The organism is uncultured Arthrobacter sp. (assembly GCF_947495145.1).
Taxonomy (GTDB): domain Bacteria; phylum Actinomycetota; class Actinomycetes; order Actinomycetales; family Micrococcaceae; genus Arthrobacter_D.
The window spans coordinates 89,529-103,738 of sequence record NZ_CANLXP010000008.1 but is presented as its reverse complement, the minus strand read 5'-3'; the positions used below and the strand labels follow the sequence as shown (position 1 = coordinate 103,738).

The following is a 14,210-nucleotide window of genomic DNA, read 5'->3' as shown; positions in this document are numbered from 1 at the left end:
GCCCGCCTGCCAGCGGAAGCCCCGATCCGGTGGGATGCTTCGCGGTGTGACGCCGGCGCACCTTACGCTCGATACATGCGCAGGGACTTTTATCGCGACCAACATCCGGCCGCCGCGTTCTACAAACTGTTGACCGCCACGGTGGTGCCTCGCCCCATCGCCTGGGTGGCCTCCACGTCAGGAGACGGCGTGGATAACCTCGCCCCGCACTCGTTCTTCACGGTTGCGTCGACTGACCCGCCGATCATCCAGTTCACCTCCGTGGGCGAAAAGGACAGCCTCCGCAACATCCGGGCGACCCGCGAGTTCACCGTGAACTTCACTCCTGAAAATCTCTTCGAGCGCATCAACGCTACGGCCACCGCCTTCGGACCCGAGGTCAGCGAGTTCGACGCCGCCGGCCTGCAGCGCGAGCCGAGCACTTTTATCAACACTCCACGCGTCCATGAATCGCCCATCGCCTTGGAATGCCGCCTGCGCAGTCTCGTTCCTGTCGGCAACTGCACACTGGTCCTGGGCGAGGTGGTGCACGCCGCTATCTCTGAACACGTGCTCGACGGCGACCACCCCCGGGCGGACCTCCTCAAGCCGCTGTCGCGACTGGGCCGGAACGAGTGGGGGACGCTGGGCGACGTTCGACAGATCGACCGGATTCGCCTGCAGGACTGGCCCGGATCCTTCTCGGCGGATAGCGCATGACGTCTCTGCCCAACCCGATCGCCGGCTTCGAGGACTGGCCCGATGCCGTCCGGCGCCTCGGCAAGCATCCGGGGCACAATGCTGCGAGCGCGGAACTGGCTCAGGCCCTCGGCGTACCCGGGCCCGTCCCTACACCGCCCGTCACTGTGCACCGCACAAGCGTGATCGACGGCGTCGAACTGCAGGAGCTTGGGTGGGAGCTGCCGTACGGCCCGCCCACCAAGGGTTACCTGCTGAAGCCCGTGAGGGCCCAGCATGAGCTCCCCGGCGTGCTTTGGCTCCACTGCCACGGCGGCAACAAGTGGCTCGGAGCTGAACGGCTGATCGATGCCGGTGACGAAAACAACGGCGAAACCAGCGCCGAGGTAACAGCCGTCCAGCAGAACCTCTACTCGGGCCACGCCGTCGCCAACGACCTGGCGCGCGCCGGTTTCGCAGTCCTGGTACACGATTCCTTCACCTGGGGCAGCAGGAGATTCGTCCTGGACCCGCCGCCCGCCCGCGTAGCCGAGGGACTGGCAGCACGGCGAGCGCTGTGGCGGGAAGAAGGTGCGCAACCAACACCCGCCATGGAGTACAACGCCGCTGCGGCCCTTCACGAACACACTCTTGCCAAGATCGCAGGCCTCCTCGGCACGAGTTACGCCGGAATGGTGGCTCTCGAGGATCTGGCGGCGCTGGAAGTCCTGCGTAACCTGCCCGGCGTCGAGAACGGAAGGGTCGGCGTCGGCGGTTTCTCCGGTGGAGGAGGCAGGGCGCTGGTACTGTCCGCGCTGGCACCGGAGGTGCGTGCCGCCGTCGTCTGCTGCATGATGACCACCTTCGAGGGCCTCTTTCCCTCCCACGCCGATACCCACTCGTGGCTGCTCGCCACTCCGGGGCTTGCGGGGACGTTCGACTGGCCGGAGCTTGCGGCGATCAACACCGCGTGCCGCTACCTCGTGCAGTACGGCCGTCACGATCCGCTGTTCACCAGCGACGGCATGCACGACGCCGACGCGTTGCTCGCGGCGCTGACCACTTCTGAACCGGGTCGCTACACCGGATCCTGGTACGACGCCGGCCATGTGGTTACCCCGGAAATGCTGCGCGAGTTTATTAGCTATCTGGCGGTTTCGCTGCAGCACTAACCCGACACGTCGGGGTGATATGACGCCCGAGTTTCCCGCCAGAAAACGTTTTCCTTGACGTGTGGCGCATCACACACTAGGGTCAAGTGGAATCCCGAGAAAGCGTTTTCTCGCACCCGAGACAGATGCCCTACAACCCGACAGAAGGTTCCCCATGAAGCTTCCGAACGACGCGCACGCGGCGGCGCCGGAACGCCCCCGCCACTCCGCGGAAAGGACCGGCGATGTCAGCTTTGACTGAAGTGTCGCGGCTGAAGAAAGAGCCGCGAGGAAAGAAGCGGAAGCTCACCGCTGCGGAGAAGAAGGAGGAGCGGGTCTCCTACCTGTTCCTCGCTCCCTGGCTGGTGGGTCTGGTGCTCATCACCATTGGCCCCATGGCGGCGTCGCTCTACCTTTCCTTCACGGATTACAACCTGCTCCAGCCGCCCGAATGGACCGGCCTGGAGAACTATTCCCGGATGTTCGAGGACACCCGTCTCCAGAACTCACTCGGTGTCACCTTCCTCTACGTCTTTGTCTCGGTCCCTCTCCAGCTCATTGCGGCACTGGCGCTTGCACTGATCCTGGACCGCGGGATGCGCGGCCTCAGCTTTTACCGCTCCATCTACTACCTGCCCTCCCTGCTCGGTGGCTCCGTTGCCATCGCGGTGCTGTGGCGGCAGATCTTCGGCACCTCCGGGCTCATCAACCAGCTCCTGGCGCTGGTGGGCATCGAGGGCATGGGCTGGATCGCTGACCCGTCCACGGCGCTGGGCACGCTGATGGTGCTCAATGTCTGGACGTTCGGCGCACCGATGGTGATCTTCCTGGCCGGTCTCCGCCAGATTCCCACCATGTACTACGAGGCAGCGGCCATGGACGGCGCCTCGAAGGTGCGGCAGTTCACCACCATCACGGCCCCGCTGCTCACCCCGATCATCTTCTTCAACCTGGTGTTGCAGATCATCGGAGCGTTCCAGTCCTTCACCCAGGCGTTCGTCGTCTCTGGCGGCACCGGCGGACCCGCGGACTCGACCATGTTCTTCACGCTGTACCTCTACCAGCAAGGCTTCGGCAACTTCAATATGGGCTACGCCTCGGCCATGGCCTGGCTGCTGCTGCTCATCATCGCGGCCTTCACCTTCATCAACTTCATCGCCTCGAAATGGTGGGTGTTCTATGACGACTAATATCGCGCCCCAGACCAGCACAGCCCCCGCCGCGGGGTTGAAGCAGACCCCTGCCGCGCCGCCGACCCGCCGAAAGAACCGGAACAGCGAGGAGTTGGGCGGAAGCGCCGGGCGCCGGCTGCTCAAGCACCTCGTGCTCATCGCCTTCGGCATCATCATGCTCTACCCGCTGCTGTGGATGCTGGTGAGTTCGCTGCGGCCGAATGACGTAATTTTCCGCGAGGCCGGCCTCTGGCTCACCAGCTTCGAGGTCAGCAACTACACGGAAGGCTGGAACGCACTCCAGTCACCGTTCGGGCACTACATGATCAACTCGATGATCGTGGTGATCGGCTCGATCATCGGAAACCTCGTGTCCTGCTCCATGGCGGCCTACGCGTTTGCCCGGCTGAAGTTCCGCCGTCGTAATCTGCTGTTCGCGATCATGCTCATGACGATCATGCTGCCGATCCACGTGATCATCGTGCCGCAGTACATCATCTTCTCCGAGCTGGGCTGGGTGAACACCTTCATTCCGCTGGTGCTCCCCAAGCTGCTCGCCACGGACGCGTTCTTCGTGTTCCTCATGGTGCAGTTCATCCGCGGTTTGCCGAAGGAACTGGATGAAGCCGCGCGCATTGACGGCTGCGGCCATGTGCGGATCTTCACCAGAATCATCCTTCCGCTGATGATGCCCGCACTCGCAACCACCACCATCTTCACCTTCATCTGGACCTGGAACGACTTCTTCAGCCAGCTGATCTACCTGACCGACCCCGAGATGTACACGGTGCCGGTTGCCTTGCGCTCCTTCGTGGACAGCACCGCCACCTCCTCCTGGGGCTCGATGTTTGCCATGTCCATCGTTTCCCTCCTGCCCGTCTTCCTGGTCTTCCTGTTCGGCCAGAAGTACCTGGTCAAGGGCATCGCCACCACAGGCATCAAATAGACCGCTCACGTCACCAGACAACAGCTAAAAGATTGGAAAGAGATTCAATGAAGAAGTTCTCGCGTCCTGCCCGCACCCTTACCGCAGCCTCCCTCGCCGTCGTCCTTGGCTTGTCGATGGGAGCCTGCGGAAACGGCGGCAGTGAATCTGCCGGCGACGGCAACCTCCGTTTCTCCTGGTGGGGCTCGGACCCACGCCACGAGGCAACTCAGGAAATCATCGACATCTACGAGTCGAACAACGAGGGCGTCACCGTAGCCGGCGAATTCTCCGACTTCTCCGGTTACTGGGACAAGCTGGCGACGACGACGGCGGGCCGGGATGCGCCGGACGTCATCACCATGGACGAGAAATACATCATGGAGTATGCGGGCCGCGGCGCGCTGACGGACCTCACCGAACTCGAGAATCTCGACCTGTCCAAGTTCCCCGAAGCGGCGCTTGACCTCGGGCGTTACGAGGACGGCGTGTACGGGCTGAGCACCGGCCAGAACGCCTACTCGGTCATGGTCAACGCGGACCTCTTCGCCGAAGCCGGCGTGGAAATCCCGGATGACAGCACCTGGACCTGGGATGACTACTACGAAATCTCGGCCACGATCAGCGAGAACCTGGGCGAGGTTGCGGGAACCGACTACGGCGCACTCGACGGTGACCTGCGCATCTGGCTGCGCCAGAACGGCGAGAAGCTGTACAGCGAGGATGAGCCGGGCACCGTGGGCTACTCGCCGGAGAACCTGCTCTCCTGGTTCGAGCATCTGCTCCATGTCCGTGACACCGGCGGCGGAGTCAGCGCGGCGCAATTCACCGAAGCCGCTGCCGGAACCTTCGAGGCAGAGAACTTCCCGACGAAGAAGACCGCCATGGGATGGTACTGGTCCAACCAGCTCGGCGCCCTGCGCGCCGCCACCGGAGACGACATCCGCATCCTCCGGGTACCGTCCCCGTCCGGCAATGCCGAGGACAACGGCATGTACTACAAGGCCTCCATGTACTGGTCCGTCTCCAGCCAGTCTGATGACCAGGCAGCCGCAGCCGACTTCGTGAACTTCCTGGCCAACGATCCGGCCGCCGCCGAGAAGATGCTCGTGGACCGCGGTGTTCCTGCCAACCCGGACATGGCTGCGGCCATCGAACCGAAGCTCGATGAGTCCCAGCAGACGGTTGTCTCCTTCCTCGAGGAGATCGAGCCCGAGGTTTCCGACTCGCCGAAGCCCTCGCCCATCGGCGCAGGAACCGTCCAGGAGACCATCGTCCGCTACGTCGGTGAGGTCCTGTTCGACAACCTCACCCCCGAGGAAGCAACCGAGCAGCTGACCGCTGAAATCGAAGGCATGATCAGCGCAGGTTGACCACGCACCATTCAAGCGAACAGATATCCATCCGATAAGACAGAAAGAGATTCAATGAAGAACTTCTCTCGCTCCACGCGAACTCTTACGGCTGCGGCTGCCGCCGTAGTGCTCACCGTGTCACTGGGGGCCTGCGGGAACGGCGGCGGCGGTGACAGCGCCGCTGCCGGTGACGGAAACCTCCGCTTCTCCTGGTGGGGCTCTGATCCCCGCCATGTGGCGAACCAGGATATCATCGACATGTTCGAAGCGGAGAACGAGGGCATCACCATCGAGGGTGAGTACTCCGACTTCGGCGGCTACTGGGACAAGCTCGCAACCACCACCGCCGGTCGCGACGCCCCGGACGTCATCACCATGGACGAAAAGTATCTCCAGGAATATGCCGGCCGCGGCGCGCTTGCCGACCTCAGCACACTCGAAGGCCTTGACACCTCCAAGTTCGACGACGCCTCCCTGAACCTTGGCCGCTACGAGGAGGGCCTGTACGGCCTCAGCACCGGGCAGAATGCCTACGTGCTCATGGCCAACAGGGACCTCTTCGAGCAGGCCGGGATGGAACTCCCGGATGACAGCACCTGGACCTGGGACGACTACTACCGCATTTCCGCCGAGCTGAGCGAGAAGTTGGGCGGCGACATTGTCGGCACCGACTACGGCGCACAGGACGTCGACCTGAGAATCTGGCTCCGCCAGCACGGTGAAAACCTGTATAACGACGACGAACCGGGCACCGTAGGCTACTCGCCGGAGAACGCCACAGCGTGGTTTGAGCATCTCCTCGAGGTACGCGACGGCGGCGGCCCGAGCGCCGCCCGCTACACCGAGGAAATGTCAGGCTCCTTCGAAGCCGGCGGTTTCGCCACCAACCGGGCAGCGATGGGCTGGTACTGGTCCAACCAGCTTTCGGCCCTCCGCACCGCCAGCGGCAGTGACGTGACCATGCTGCGCGTACCGTCGGACAGCGGGTCGGCCGACGAGAACGGCATGTACTACAAGGCATCAATGTACTGGTCGATCTCAAGCCAGTCCGATGACCAGGAAGCCGCCGCGGAGTTCGTGAACTACCTGGCAAACAACCCGGATGCCGCCAAGAAGATGCTCGTTGACCGCGGAGTACCCGCCAACCCGGACATGGCTGCGGCAATCGCCCCGGAACTGGACGAGAACGACCAGACAGTGGTGGATTTCCTCGACGAGATCCGTCCCGACATGGCCGAACCGCCGCTGCCCTCCCCCGTGGGAGCCGGCGGCGTCCAGGACATGGTCAAGCGCTACGTTTCCGAGGTCCTGTTCGACAAGCTGACTCCCGAGCAGGCCACCGAACAAATGACCGCAGAAATCGAAGGGATGATCAGCGCAGGCTGATCATCCAGAAACGGAAATGAACATGCTCGACCCCGCACCGCACCCATTCGATCTTCCGGAAGGCAACGACCAATCCCGCGTTGATTCCGATCGCGAGGGCTCCGTCCGCGTTGCCCGCGTGGCCCTGGTCGGTGTCCATGGGTATGGTGCCCGGCACCTCGACAACCTTCGCCGGTTGGAGGACGACGGCGCCGCACGGCTGGTTGCCGTGGCGGACCCCCGTCCGCCCGAGGACGGGACGCTGGGTGCCGGGGTGGGCGTGTTCGCGAATCTGGAGGACCTGCTCGCAGCGGGGACGACGCCCGACGTCGTCGTTATTGCCACCCCCATCCAGGCCCATGCCCCGCTCGCCCACGCGGCGATCGCGGCCGGGGCGGATGTGTACGTGGAGAAACCTCCGGTGGCGTCGATGGAGCAGTACCACTCGCTCCTAGCCGCCGCAGACAAGGCAGGCGTTGCCGTGCAGACCGGGTTTCAAAGCCTGGGCTCGGCAGCGCTTGACCGGCTCGACGATCTCGTGGCATCGGGAACGCTGGGTTCGGTTAGGGGCGTCAGTGCGCTGGGTACGTGGGTGCGGACCCGGGGCTACTTCGGACGCTCCCGCTGGGCGGGGAAGCGGACGCTGGACGGAGTGGACGTGGTCGACGGCGTGGCCACCAATCCGCTCGCCCATGCGGTTGCAACCGCCCTTCGTGTGGCCGGTGCAAGGAAGGCGTCCGACGTGGCTACCGTCGAAACGGACCTCTACCGGGCCCACGACATCGAGTGCGATGACACGTCCACCATCCGGGTGCACACAGCATCCGGCACGGTGGTGACACTCGCACTCACCCTGTGTGCCGCGGAGCAGACGCGACCCAGCGTCACCCTCCACGGCACACAGGGAGCGGCCGTCCTGTACTACACCGAGGACGAGTTGGCCGTCACCACGGCACAGGGCACAGACACCGAGCGTTTCGGCCGCGCCAACCTGCTCGAGAATCTGCTCGAACACCGCACGACCGGCACTCCGCTGCTCAGCCCCCTTTCCTCCGCCGGCGCATTCATGCGGGTGCTCGACGCCGTCCGGCTGGCCCCGCCGCCACATCCCATTGATCCCTCGTACGTCACCTGGATCGGCGACGGCGACGAAGCCCACCCCATAGTGAACGGCATCGAGGACCTCCTGCAGCGGGCCTGCCTCGCCCAGGCGACCCTGTCTGAACTGGACCCGGGCTGGGCGCGGCCGGCGTCGTCGTCGTTACCGCTTGTACTGGACGGCCGTGAGGTCGGCTCCTATCGGGACGGCACCGCCGTCTCCCCCTTCCTCTCACCGCGCCCCTACCTGCACCCGGTCACAACGCTCGCCGGCGTGGCCGTGACCGACCATTTCCCGGCTGACCACGTCTGGCACCTCGGCGCAGGTGTTGCGGTACAGGACGTCGACGGCGTGAACATCTGGGGCGGCCGGACCTACCGCCGCGAGGAGCAGGGCTACGTCTGGCGCCCCGACCACGGCCGGATCTCCCGGACCGGAATCACGCAGCATGGCGACTCCCTGAACGAGACGCTGCGCTGGACCGGCCCCGACGGCGCCGCTCTGCTCGATGAAGTCCGCCGTATCAGCTGGGGCACGGTGAATGACGCCGTTTGGGCACTCACCGTCGACTTCTCCCTGACACCCGTAGGTGACGGTGAAGTTCTCATCGGAAGCCCCGGATCGAACGGGCGGGCAGGCGGCGGTTACGGCGGCTTCTTCTGGCGCCTTCCCACGTGTGACGGCGCCTCTATTACGACGGCGGACGCTTCCGGTGAGGCGGGCGTTCACGGCACCGTGTCTGACTGGCTGTGCTGGCAGGGCAGCTTCGGCGGCCGGCCAGCTACGCTGCTCTTCCTACCCAATGACAACGCGATCGATCCCTGGTTTGTACGCTCCGAAGGCTACCCGGGTGTTGGATTGGCACTTGCCTGGGACCGTCCCGCAGCAACCACCCGGGACGCTCCCCTGACCCGCTCAGTCACCGTCCTCATTGCCGACGGCACTCTGACACCCGACGCCATCCGCGCCTTCGCGGCACAAGAAAGGCACCCATGACCACCACTTCAGCCCCCGGACTCGAGTCCCTTGCGGATCCGGTAGCGGATCTCGCTGACGAACGCGCCATCAAGCGCAACCGGGTCCTGGACATCCTCGACCGCGCCGGCCGCGATTCGCTGCTGCTGACCACAAACACAGCGATGACCTGGTACCTGGGCGGAAGCCGCCTGCACATCAGTCTCGCCGGCGATCCGGTTGCGATGCTGCTGGTCGACCGCGAACGCGACCACCTGGTCACCTTCAATAACGAAGCGGACCGGCTGATCCGCGAGGAGCTGCCTGCCGACGTCGTCGTTCATCCCGTCGCCTGGCACGGATCGATGCACGACGTGGCCCGCCGGCTCTCCCCCTCCGAGCCACTCGACGAGGCAAGCGTGCGGCGGGAGCTGCGCGAAGCACGGCAGGCCCTTCTTCCGGTGGAGACGGAGCAGTACACGGAGCTCAACCGCGAGGTGGCGAGGGCGATGACCGATGTGCTGTCGGCTGCGCGGCCGCATACAACCGAGCGCAATGTTGCCGCCGAGCTGGCCGCACGGGTGGTTGCGATGGGCGCGGAGCCGCTGGTCCTGCTCTGCAACGGCCGGGAACGCTCGGCCTTCCGCCACCCGCTGCCGACGTCGGCTCCGCTGGGGCGGCGCGCCATGGCCGTGGTGTGCGCCCGGCGTAACGGCATGGTGGCGAACGTTACGCGGTGGGTTCGTTTTGACGGATCGACGGCTGCCGAGCGCGATGCCGAGGCGCGGATCGCGGCGGTCGAGGCCGACATCTTCCGAGCGACCGTTCCTGGCGCCCGGCTCGACGGTATCTTCGACGTTATCCGCGGTTCCTACGAAGCGCATGGGTTCGGCGCGGATCAGTGGCGGCTGCACCATCAGGGCGGCCCCGCGGGATATGCGGGCAGGGATCCCCGCGTGACTGGGTCCACGGACGACGAGGTGGTCCTGAATCAGGCGTTCACCTGGAACCCATCGGGTCCGGGCGTGAAGATTGAGGACACGGTACTGCTGACTGCCGAAGGGATCCGGGTGCTGAGTGTCGACGAGCGCTGGCCGACGGTCGAGGTGAACGGCCTGCTGAGGCCAATGACGCTGGAGATCTAGGAATATTCATCCGGCGCCGGGTCTTGTCGCCTGTATGACATTCCCCGAGGACCAGACAGCAGACAGCGCAGCCCGGACGGCACTGGTGGTGGGCGCGACGGGCATCGCCGGCTCGGCGCTTGTCGAGAAGCTTACGAGCGAGGGATGGTCTGTCCTGGCACTGTCCCGAAGGCCAGGAGCTGATCGCGAGGGCGTGCGCTGGCTGTCAGCGGACCTGACTTCGCTCGAGTCCCTGTCTGCGGTTCTCGTTCCGGAGCAGCCCACGCATGTCTTTTTCACCGCTTGGTCGAGGCAGGATACCGAAGAGGAGAACATCGCGGTCAACGCCGGGATGGTGCGTGACCTGCTGAGTGCGCTTCAGGACAAGGACGTGGCGCACGTGGCCCTGATGACCGGCCTCAAGCACTACCTCGGCCCCTTCGAGGCCTACGCTGCGGGGCAGATGGCAGACACGCCGTTCCATGAGGAGGAACCCCGCCTGCCCGTCCGGAACTTCTACTATGCGCAGGAGGATGAACTGTTCGCGGCGGCCGCGAAGCAGGGGTTCACCTGGTCCGTGCACCGTGCACACACCGTGATTGGTCATGCCGTGGGCAATGCCATGAACATGGGACTGACGCTCGCGACGCAGGCGACGCTCTGCAGGGAACGAGGTGAACCGTTCGTCTTTCCGGGTTCAGAAACCCAGTGGAACGGCTTGACCGACATGACCGATGCCGGGCTCCTCGCAGAGCACATGGTGTGGGCCGCCACCACGCCCGGCGCGGCAGACGAGGCCTTCAACATCGTCAATGGGGACGTCTTCCGGTGGCGGTGGATGTGGCCGAAGCTCGCGGCCTACTTCGGCGTCGAGTGGGAAGGGTATAGCCAGGCACCACGGCCCCTTGAGGAGGCTATGGCGGGCCGGGAGGATCAGTGGTCAGAGCTCGCCCGGCTGCATGGACTGGCAGAACCACGGTTGGACCGCATGGCCTCGTGGTGGCACACGGACGGTGATCTGGGCCGCGATATCGAGGTGGTCACCGACATGGGCAAGAGCCGGGACGCCGGCTTCACCGGCTACCGGCGGACGCTCGAGGCGTTCGTCTCCCTCTTCGACCGTTATCGTGCCGAGAATCTCATCCCCTAGGGTCTTGGCTTACTTCAGCGCACACCAGCATCGTGACGCTGGATAGCGGCACCATCGAGCCTCGCTTGCCGCTGAATTTGGAAGGGTGGGCCTGACCCCTGCACTTCATACCCAACGCCCAACGCTAGTCTGTGGAACGTGAACGATGTGCTGCACGAATCGCTGCAATCAGCCGTCGCCGACGCTGTGGGCGGCCGCGTTACCGAACTGGCCGATGTAAAACGGACCGATCTGGATTACGACGCTTTCCTCGCGCACCGGACGGTGAGCCGGCTTCAGGGGACCGCAATCGTCGACGGCAAGCGCATTCAGTGGTCCATGATCGAGAAGCGTACTGAAGGACCTCTTCTGGCCTCCCCATACTTGCTGGATAACGGCAGGCGCGAGTTTGATGCGTACGCCTCCGGAGTGCTCGACGATGTCGCTCTCGGGATCGGCACACCGCGACTCCACGGGAAGCTACTCGATCCGGATGGAGGGATGACCCTGTGGCTTGAGGAGATTCGCCATGAGGGATCCCGGCCGCTGGACGCGGAGACGATCCTCGCCGCTGCGCGTAACCTGGGCGGCATGGGAGGCCGGTGGGCCGGCCGCGAACTCTCCGAGCCCTGGCACTTCACTGGATGGATCGACCGCCATAGCCAGCCCGAAGCCGTCGAACAGGGTCTGGCCACGCTGCGTCGCGGCGACCCCGGCGCGGTCTCCCGCCTCGGTGACCGGATGGCCGCCGCCGAGCAACTCGTCTTCAGGCAGTCCCGCTACCGCGAAATCCTTAAGACTCTTCCGCATACCCTCTGCCACCATGATGCGGTTGGCGCGAACGTTTTCTCCTCGGCCGGTCGGACCGTGCTGATCGACTGGGAATCCGTCGGCGCCGGTCCGGTTGGAGCGGACCTGGCGTCACTTCTCTTCGCCTCCGTCCGGCGGGGTGACGCTCTGGCCGGCGTCGTGATGCCGATCGTCGACGATGCCCTGGTGACCTATGCCGAAGCCCTCCGGGCAGAGGCGGGCAATATCACGTTCGAGGAGGTGCGTCTGGGGTTCGACGCCGCGATCGCGCTGCGCTGGAAGCTTGCGGCCGACGTCGTCGCCGGCATTGAAAGGGGTCAGCCGCCACGGCGAGGAAGCCTCCCGGACGAGGACCCGGCAGCGGCTCTGGACGAACTCATCGCCCTGGTGGACCTGCTCCTCGCATCAGCCGACCGGGCACTCCGCCACGCCCCGTGAGTTGGCAGGACACGCCCCGAAAGACTCTTCATTAGGGGCGTGTCCTGCCAACTCAACGGGGGGCGCGGAGCTCCAACCCCAGCCCCGGCTGACCGGTCACCGTGAGCCCGTGCTCCGTGATGCTCACCGGTGACGGTCCGGCGAGGACGCCCAGCTCAGCCAGGGTGGCGCCGTCGACCGCTTCCACCCAGGCGGTCTCGGCGAGCGTGGAGGCAAGCTGCCCCGAAAGTTCCGGAAGCAGGTGCGGCGCCACCGCGATGCTGTTGGCCCGCGCCAGCTCAACGATGCGCCGGAACGGCGTGATCCCGCCGACACGGACAATGTTGGGCTGGATGATGTCCACCGCGTCGGCTTCGATGAAGTCCCGGAACCGGTAGATGGTGTGCACGTTCTCGCCCAGTGCGATCGGCACCGGAGAGGAGCGCCGCAACCGCCGGTAAGCGGACAAATCATCAGCACGGATGGGCTCCTCGAGCCAGTGCAGGCCGTATTCGCCGAGCCGGTCGAGAGCGCGCAGGGTGGTGGGCAGGTCCCACCGCTGGTTGGCGTCGATCATGAGCGCACGGTCGGGGCCGATTACCTCCCGCACGGCGGCGATCCGCTCGGCGTCCTCGCGGAGATCGGGTTTCCCCACCTTCACTTTGACGGCCTGCCTGCCCTCGGCGACCCAGCGCTGGGTCTGCTCAATGAGTTCATCAAGGCTGTAGTGCAGGTTCACCCCGGACCCGTATACAGGCACAGTCTCACGACGCCGGCCCAACAGGTCCGGTACCGAGCAACCCGCCTGCCGTCCGGCCAAATCCCAGAGGGCAAGGTCGACGCCGGCCATCGCGATGGTGGTCAGCCCTCCCCCGCCCGCTTCGTGAAGCCGAACCCACAGTGCGTCCCAGATTTCTTCCGCTCGCGCCGGCAGTCCTGCCACGAACGGCGCGATGTCATTCTCCAGCAGCGCCAGCACTGCCTGCGGCCCAATGGTCGGTGTCCACGAGAAGCCGTAGCCCATACCGCCGTCATCGGTTGTCACCGTCGTCGCAATGAAATGGTTTTCCGGTACGTCGGGGCCCCAGGGGCGCTGCAGCGGCACCGTAATAAGGCGCGCGGAAAGGCCGGTGATTTTCGCGGTCATTCGCCCACAAGCTCACGGCCGGCAGCAAGGATGGCTTTGAGTTCCACCAACTGGCTCTCGGTCGGATCGACCAACGGCGGGCGGACAGAGCCGACGTCGAGCCCGTCCAGCCGCAGGCCGGCCTTGATCAGCGAGACACCGAAGCCCGGCGTCTGGTCGCGCAACCGCACGAGCGGTGCGTAGAAGCCCTCGAGCAGGCGGTGCCGTGCTGCCTCGTCGTTGTCGATATAGGCCCGGTAGTACGCGATGGCGATCTCGGGCGCCATGGCGAACGCGGCGGAGGAGTAGAGCGGAATCCCGAGCCCCCGGTATGCGCCCTGGCTGAGCTCGGCCGTGAGCAACCCGTTGAAGAACAGGAAGTCGGTGCGGCCTGTGGCGGCTACGGCTGACACGATTTCCTGCGCAAGCCCGACGTCGCCCACGCCGTCCTTGAACCCGACCACCTTCGGATTCGCCGCCAGGCGGGCAACGGCGTCGGCGGTGAAGGCGCCGTTGGCCCGGTGGTAGATGATGACCGGTAGGCTGGATGCCGCAGCCACCTCCTCGACATACGCCACCAGTCCGTCGGCCGGGCCCTTGACGAGGTAGGGCGGCAGCACGAGCAGGGCATCAGCCCCCGCCTCCTCTGCGACTCGCGCCGCGGCACGGGCGTGGCCCAGCGGGCCGCCCGCGCCGGCTACCACCGGGACCTGCCCGTTGACTGCGCTCACCGCAGTGGTGACGACGGCGCGGATCTCGTCGATATCGAGCGCGTGGAACTCTCCGGTACCGCAGGCCGGAAAGACACCCCCGGGCCCGAAACTCAGCCGCGACTCGATGTGTTCGCGAAGTTTCGCGGTGTCGACCGAGCCGGACGGCGTGAACGGCGTAACGGGAAAAAACAGCACTCCATTGAACTGCATGAT

At 65.3% G+C, this 14,210-nt stretch carries 12 protein-coding genes; 10 read left to right on the top strand and 2 right to left on the bottom strand.

The genetic code is table 11. The annotated features are described in order from the left end of the window. The first annotated feature begins 75 nt into the window (after positions 1-75). The 10 genes from Q0877_RS08060 to Q0877_RS08015 all read left to right on the top strand — a co-directional run bounded on the left by Q0877_RS08060 (position 76) and on the right by Q0877_RS08015 (position 12,179). Positions 76-699 (top strand): flavin reductase family protein, encoded by a 624-nt coding sequence (locus Q0877_RS08060; RefSeq protein ID WP_299166879.1) that lies wholly within the window; start codon positions 76-78, stop codon positions 697-699. Then, entirely contained in the window at positions 696-1,829 is a 1,134-nt protein-coding gene (locus tag Q0877_RS08055; protein WP_299166878.1) for a dienelactone hydrolase family protein, read from the top strand. The genes Q0877_RS08060 and Q0877_RS08055 overlap by 4 nt, the downstream gene beginning before the upstream one ends. A 224-nt stretch (positions 1,830-2,053) precedes the next feature. Further along, positions 2,054-2,998 carry a carbohydrate ABC transporter permease gene (locus tag Q0877_RS08050; RefSeq protein ID WP_299166877.1) on the top strand — a complete coding sequence of 315 codons (945 nt, stop codon included), beginning with the start codon at positions 2,054-2,056 and terminating at the stop codon, positions 2,996-2,998. After that, positions 2,988-3,926, top strand: coding sequence for a carbohydrate ABC transporter permease (locus Q0877_RS08045; protein ID WP_299166876.1), 939 nt, complete (start codon positions 2,988-2,990; stop codon positions 3,924-3,926). The genes Q0877_RS08050 and Q0877_RS08045 overlap by 11 nt, the downstream gene beginning before the upstream one ends. A gap of 47 nt (positions 3,927-3,973) precedes the next feature. Continuing rightward, positions 3,974-5,278 (top strand): ABC transporter substrate-binding protein, encoded by a 1,305-nt coding sequence (locus Q0877_RS08040; RefSeq protein WP_299166875.1) that lies wholly within the window; start codon positions 3,974-3,976, stop codon positions 5,276-5,278. A gap of 54 nt (positions 5,279-5,332) precedes the next feature. After that, positions 5,333-6,646, top strand: a complete 1,314-nt coding sequence (locus Q0877_RS08035; protein ID WP_299166874.1) for an ABC transporter substrate-binding protein — start codon at positions 5,333-5,335, stop codon at positions 6,644-6,646. Positions 6,647-6,668: 22 nt separating this feature from the next. Continuing rightward, positions 6,669-8,720 carry a DUF6807 family protein gene (locus tag Q0877_RS08030; protein WP_299166873.1) on the top strand — a complete coding sequence of 684 codons (2,052 nt, stop codon included), beginning with the start codon at positions 6,669-6,671 and terminating at the stop codon, positions 8,718-8,720. After that, on the top strand, positions 8,717-9,823 hold the full coding sequence (locus tag Q0877_RS08025; protein ID WP_299166872.1) for a Xaa-Pro peptidase family protein: 1,107 nt from the start codon (positions 8,717-8,719) through the stop codon (positions 9,821-9,823). Before Q0877_RS08030 ends, Q0877_RS08025 begins: the two co-directional genes overlap by 4 nt. Before the next feature lie 34 nt (positions 9,824-9,857). After that, entirely contained in the window at positions 9,858-10,952 is a 1,095-nt protein-coding gene (locus tag Q0877_RS08020) for an SDR family oxidoreductase (RefSeq protein WP_299166871.1), read from the top strand. 138 nt (positions 10,953-11,090) lie between these two features. Next, entirely contained in the window at positions 11,091-12,179 is a 1,089-nt protein-coding gene (locus Q0877_RS08015; protein ID WP_299166870.1) for a phosphotransferase family protein, read from the top strand. Positions 12,180-12,231: 52 nt separating this feature from the next. Here Q0877_RS08015 and Q0877_RS08010 read toward each other — a convergent pair whose 3' ends face one another. Both Q0877_RS08010 and Q0877_RS08005 read right to left on the bottom strand, forming a co-directional pair. Next, on the bottom strand, positions 12,232-13,305 hold the full coding sequence (locus tag Q0877_RS08010) for a mandelate racemase/muconate lactonizing enzyme family protein (RefSeq protein WP_299166869.1): 1,074 nt from the start codon (positions 13,303-13,305) through the stop codon (positions 12,232-12,234). After that, on the bottom strand, positions 13,302-14,207 hold the full coding sequence (locus Q0877_RS08005; protein WP_299166868.1) for a 5-dehydro-4-deoxyglucarate dehydratase: 906 nt from the start codon (positions 14,205-14,207) through the stop codon (positions 13,302-13,304). The genes Q0877_RS08010 and Q0877_RS08005 overlap by 4 nt, the downstream gene beginning before the upstream one ends. Between the last annotated feature and the right edge of the window lie 3 nt (positions 14,208-14,210).

Bases quoted from the DNA above. Each gene is read 5' to 3' on its own strand.
- Q0877_RS08060 (WP_299166879.1), top strand. From the start codon at position 76: ATGCGCAGGGACTTTTATCGCGACCAACATCCGGCCGCCGCGTTCTAC.
- Q0877_RS08055 (WP_299166878.1), top strand. From the start codon at position 696: ATGACGTCTCTGCCCAACCCGATCGCCGGCTTCGAGGACTGGCCCGAT.
- Q0877_RS08050 (WP_299166877.1), top strand. From the start codon at position 2,054: ATGTCAGCTTTGACTGAAGTGTCGCGGCTGAAGAAAGAGCCGCGAGGA.
- Q0877_RS08045 (WP_299166876.1), top strand. From the start codon at position 2,988: ATGACGACTAATATCGCGCCCCAGACCAGCACAGCCCCCGCCGCGGGG.
- Q0877_RS08040 (WP_299166875.1), top strand. From the start codon at position 3,974: ATGAAGAAGTTCTCGCGTCCTGCCCGCACCCTTACCGCAGCCTCCCTC.
- Q0877_RS08035 (WP_299166874.1), top strand. From the start codon at position 5,333: ATGAAGAACTTCTCTCGCTCCACGCGAACTCTTACGGCTGCGGCTGCC.
- Q0877_RS08030 (WP_299166873.1), top strand. From the start codon at position 6,669: ATGCTCGACCCCGCACCGCACCCATTCGATCTTCCGGAAGGCAACGAC.
- Q0877_RS08025 (WP_299166872.1), top strand. From the start codon at position 8,717: ATGACCACCACTTCAGCCCCCGGACTCGAGTCCCTTGCGGATCCGGTA.
- Q0877_RS08020 (WP_299166871.1), top strand. From the start codon at position 9,858: ATGACATTCCCCGAGGACCAGACAGCAGACAGCGCAGCCCGGACGGCA.
- Q0877_RS08010 (WP_299166869.1), bottom strand. From the start codon at position 13,305: ATGACCGCGAAAATCACCGGCCTTTCCGCGCGCCTTATTACGGTGCCG.
- Q0877_RS08005 (WP_299166868.1), bottom strand. From the start codon at position 14,207: ATGCAGTTCAATGGAGTGCTGTTTTTTCCCGTTACGCCGTTCACGCCG.